The sequence below is a fragment of the Salinispora sp. CH2A1_6 genome (assembly GCF_056820975.1).
In genome coordinates this window covers 1-5471 of sequence record NZ_JBXEDG010000014.1, presented here as the reverse complement: position 1 = coordinate 5471, position 5471 = coordinate 1, and the positions used below count along the sequence as shown (strand labels likewise).

General features: G+C 57.6%; 3 rRNA genes. All 3 read right to left on the bottom strand.

Annotation, left to right across the window (positions count from 1 at the left end):
• Positions 1–42: 42 nt before the first annotated feature.
• Positions 43–159 (bottom strand): 5S ribosomal RNA (gene rrf, locus AC1UKG_RS20460).
• A gap of 84 nt (positions 160–243) precedes the next feature.
• Positions 244–3354, bottom strand: a 23S ribosomal RNA gene (locus AC1UKG_RS20455).
• Between the two features lie 413 nt (positions 3355–3767).
• Positions 3768–5283 (bottom strand): 16S ribosomal RNA (locus AC1UKG_RS20450).
• Together the 16S, 23S and 5S rRNA genes form the textbook arrangement of a ribosomal RNA operon.
• Between the last annotated feature and the right edge of the window lie 188 nt (positions 5284–5471).

The following is a 5471-nucleotide window of genomic DNA, read 5'->3' as shown; positions in this document are numbered from 1 at the left end:
TGAGGGCCGACCCGGGTAGGGTCGGCCCTCAACTGAAGTTTTGCCCGGCGGTGTCCTACTCTCCCACACCCTCCCGAGTGCAGTACCATCGGCGCTGGAGGGCTTAGCTTCCGGGTTCGGAATGTAACCGGGCGTTTCCCCTCCGCCATGACCGCCGTAACACTTATCGACATATCAAACACACCCAACACCACAGGCAATGTTTGTTTGCCAAGAGTTACACAGTGGACGCGCAGCAACTTAGTAATCAAGTCCTCGGCCTATTAGTACCGGTCAACTGAACCCGTTACCGAGCTTACATTTCCGGCCTATCAACCCAGTCGTCTAGCTGGGGGCCTTACCCCACCAAAGGTGGATGGGATACCTCATCTTGAAGCAGGCTTCCCGCTTAGATGCTTTCAGCGGTTATCCCTTCCGAACGTAGCTAACCAGCCGTGCCCCTGGCGGGACAACTGGCACACCAGAGGTTCGTCCGTCCCGGTCCTCTCGTACTAGGGACAGCCCTTCTCAAGTATCCTACGCGCACGGCGGATAGGGACCGAACTGTCTCACGACGTTCTAAACCCAGCTCGCGTACCGCTTTAATGGGCGAACAGCCCAACCCTTGGGACCTGCTACAGCCCCAGGATGCGACGAGCCGACATCGAGGTGCCAAACCATCCCGTCGATATGGACTCTTGGGGAAGATCAGCCTGTTATCCCCGGGGTACCTTTTATCCGTTGAGCGACACCGCTTCCATTCGCCAGTGCCGGATCACTAGTCCCGACTTTCGTCCCTGCTCGACCCGTCAGTCTCACAGTCAAGCTCCCTTGTGCACTTACACTCAACACCTGATTGCCAACCAGGCTGAGGGAACCTTTGGGCGCCTCCGTTACCCTTTAGGAGGCAACCGCCCCAGTTAAACTACCCACCAGACACTGTCCCTGAACCGGATAACGGTCCGAAGTTAGATACCCAAACCAACCAGAGTGGTATTTCAAGATTGCCTCCACATGCACTGGCGTGCACACTTCACCGGCTCCCACCTATCCTACACAAGCTAATTCGGATACCAATGTCAAGCTATAGTAAAGGTCCCGGGGTCTTTCCGTCCTGCCGCGCGTAACGAGCATCTTTACTCGTAATGCAATTTCGCCGGGCCTGTGGTTGAGACAGTGGGGAAGTCGTTACGCCATTCGTGCAGGTCGGAACTTACCCGACAAGGAATTTCGCTACCTTAGGATGGTTATAGTTACCACCGCCGTTTACTGGCGCTTAAGTTCTCCGCTTCGCCCCGAAAGACTAACAGGTCCCCTTAACGTTCCAGCACCGGGCAGGCGTCAGTCCATATACATCGAATTACTTCTTCGCATGGACCTGTGTTTTTAGTAAACAGTCGCTTCCCCCTGCTCTCTGCGGCCATACAACGCTCCAGCAGCACGTGCCTTCACGTCTCCGGCCCCCCTTCTCCCAAAGTTACGGGGGCAATTTGCCGAGTTCCTTAACCACAGTTCACCCGATCGCCTTGGTATTCTCTACCTGACCACCTGTGTCGGTTTAGGGTACGGGCCGCTCGGAACTCGCTAGAGGCTTTTCTCGACAGCATAGGATCACTGACTTCACCTGAATCGGCTCGGCATCACGTCTCAGCCACACGCGCCGCGGATTTACCTACGACACAGCCTACACGCTTACCCCGGCACAACCACCGGCCGGGCTCAGCTACCTTCCTGCGTCACCCCATCGCTTGACTACTACCCGCCAGGTTCCCACGCTCCCCCAGCACAGTCCGAAGACCACACCAAGCTCGGATGGTTAGCACAACGAGGTTCATCAGGGACGCTCCTTCGCGGGTACGGGAATATCAACCCGTTATCCATCGACTACGCCTCTCGGCCTCGCCTTAGGCCCCGACTCACCCAGGGCGGATTAACCTGGCCCTGGAACCCTTGGTCATCCGGCGGAAGGGTTTCTCACCCTTCTTTCGCTACTCATGCCTGCATTCTCACTCGCACCGCGTCCACAACTCGATCACTCGGCTGCTTCACCCCCGGCACGACGCTCCCCTACCCATCCACACACCTACACACAACCCAAAGGCCATGCGAAGTACACGCGTGAATGCCACAGCTTCGGCGGTGTGCTTGAGCCCCGCTACATTGTCGGCGCGGAACCACTTGACCAGTGAGCTATTACGCACTCTTTCAAGGATGGCTGCTTCTAAGCCAACCTCCTGGTTGTCTATGCGACCCCACATCCTTTTCCACTTAGCACACGCTTAGGGGCCTTAGCTGGTGATCTGGGCTGTTTCCCTCTCGACTACGAAGCTTATCCCCCGCAGTCTCACTGCCGCGCTCTCACTTACCGGCATTCGGAGTTTGGCTGATTTCGGTAAGCTTGTAGGCCCCCTAGACCATCCAGTGCTCTACCTCCGGCAAGAAACACACGACGCTGCACCTAAATGCATTTCGGGGAGAACCAGCTATCACGGAGTTTGATTGGCCTTTCACCCCTAACCACAGGTCATCCCCCAACTTTTCAACGTTGGTGGGTTCGGCCCTCCACGCAGTCTTACCCACGCTTCAGCCTGCCCATGGCTAGATCACTCCGCTTCGGGTCTAGGACACGCGACTCTGACGCCCTATTCAGACTCGCTTTCGCTACGGCTCCCCCACCCGGGTTAACCTCGCCACATGCCACTAACTCGCAGGCTCATTCTTCAAAAGGCACGCCGTCACCCCACAAAGAGGCTCCGACGGATTGTAGGCGAACGGTTTCAGGTACTATTTCACTCCCCTCCCGGGGTACTTTTCACCATTCCCTCACGGTACTATCCGCTATCGGTCACCAGGAAGTATTTAGGCTTACCAGATGGTCCTGGCAGATTCACGGCAGATTACAGGAGTCCGCCGCTACTCGGGAACACCCACAGGAGACTGGCAGTTTTCACCTACCGGACTTTCACCGTCTACGGTCAGCCATTCCAGACTGTTCAACTAACCACCAGCTTTATCACTCCCCACACGAGTGTCAGCCCGTGCCGCAGGGTCCCACAACCCCGACAACGCAACCCCTGACAGGTATCACACGCCGCCGGTTTAGCCCCAATCCGCTTTCGCTCGCCACTACTCACGGAATCACATATTGTTTTCTCTTCCTACGGGTACTGAGATGTTTCACTTCCCCGCGTTCCCTCCACACACCCTATGAGTTCAGGTGCAGGTGACACCACATGACTGATGCCGGGTTCCCCCATTCGGACACCCTGGGATCACAGCTCGGTTGACAGCTCCCCCAGGCCTATCGCGGCCTCCCACGTCCTTCATCGGCTCCTGGTGCCAAGGCATCCACCGTTCGCCCTTGACAACTTGACCACAAAGATGCTCGCGTCCACTGTGTAATTCTCAACAAACAACCAACCCGCAACCACCACCCCGCACCAGCAACACCAACCCCACCCCCACAAGGGCAGAACCAGCACCCGGTATACGAGACAAGCCACGCCAGGCAAACCACCACCCCCGCAACACCACCAACCGGCGACATCACAGGAACAACGGCCCAAGAAACAACCACACGGTCATTCCTTCAGGACCCAACAGGGTGTCCAACGCCAACCCCAGCCGCATCATCAACCCCTTCCAACCACCCCCCGAAGAGAGCGTGTACAAGAGCATCAAACCGCTGCCAAAACTGACTAGCCAGTGTCTCCGACCAATGAGCACCCCATCACCCAACACAGGCAACCGAGGCTCCATACCGCCCTTCGACGGATGGCGCTCCTTAGAAAGGAGGTGATCCAGCCGCACCTTCCGGTACGGCTACCTTGTTACGACTTCGTCCCAATCGCCAGCCCCACCTTCGACGGCTCCCCCCACAAGGGTTAGGCCACCGGCTTCGGGTGTTGCCGACTTTCGTGACGTGACGGGCGGTGTGTACAAGGCCCGGGAACGTATTCACCGCAGCGTTGCTGATCTGCGATTACTAGCGACTCCGACTTCACGGGGTCGAGTTGCAGACCCCGATCCGAACTGAGACCGGCTTTTTGGGATTCGCTCCACCTCACGGTATCGCAGCCCATTGTACCGGCCATTGTAGCATGCGTGAAGCCCTGGACATAAGGGGCATGATGACTTGACGTCATCCCCACCTTCCTCCGAGTTGACCCCGGCAGTCTTCGATGAGTCCCCGCCATAACGCGCTGGCAACATCGAACAAGGGTTGCGCTCGTTGCGGGACTTAACCCAACATCTCACGACACGAGCTGACGACAGCCATGCACCACCTGTCACCGGCCCCGAAGGACCCCCCATCTCTGAAGGATTTCCGGCGATGTCAAACCCAGGTAAGGTTCTTCGCGTTGCATCGAATTAATCCGCATGCTCCGCCGCTTGTGCGGGCCCCCGTCAATTCCTTTGAGTTTTAGCCTTGCGGCCGTACTCCCCAGGCGGGGCGCTTAATGCGTTAGCTGCGGCACAGAGAACCGGAGAGGCCCCCCACACCTAGCGCCCAACGTTTACAGCGTGGACTACCAGGGTATCTAATCCTGTTCGCTCCCCACGCTTTCGCTCCTCAGCGTCAGTATCGGCCCAGAGACCCGCCTTCGCCACCGGTGTTCCTCCTGATATCTGCGCATTTCACCGCTACACCAGGAATTCCAGTCTCCCCTACCGAACTCTAGCCTGCCCGTATCGACTGCAAGCCCGAAGTTGAGCCACGGGTTTTCACAGTCGACGCGACAAGCCGCCTACGAGCTCTTTACGCCCAATAAATCCGGACAACGCTCGCGCCCTACGTCTTACCGCGGCTGCTGGCACGTAGTTGGCCGGCGCTTCTTCTGCAGGTACCGTCACAAACGCTTCGTCCCTGCTGAAAGAGGTTTACAACCCGAAGGCCGTCATCCCTCACGCGGCGTCGCTGCATCAGGCTTCCGCCCATTGTGCAAGATTCCCCACTGCTGCCTCCCGTAGGAGTCTGGGCCGTGTCTCAGTCCCAGTGTGGCCGGTCGCCCTCTCAGGCCGGCTACCCGTCGCCGCCTTGGTAGGCCATTACCCCACCAACAAGCTGATAGGCCGCGAGTCCATCCCAAGCCGAAAAATCTTTCCACCAACCACCATGCGGCAGCCAGTCATATCCGGTATTAGCCCCGGTTTCCCGGGGTTATCCCAAAGCCTGGGGCAGGTTACTCACGTGTTACTCACCCGTTCGCCGCTCGAGTACCCCGAAGGGCCTTTCCGCTCGACTTGCATGTGTTAAGCACGCCGCCAGCGTTCGTCCTGAGCCAGGATCAAACTCTCCAACAAAAACTTGAAGAAAATCCCAGCAACAAAAAACAATTTGCTGCCAAATTCAAGCCCAAGCCAACCCACCAAAAAGGCAGACCAACCCAGACCAAAACGGCACTGGCTTTCCAAACACCCTGTTGAGTTCTCAAAGAACAACCACACACCCTCAGAACCCCAAACCAGGGCCCCTCCGGAGGCAACCGCTC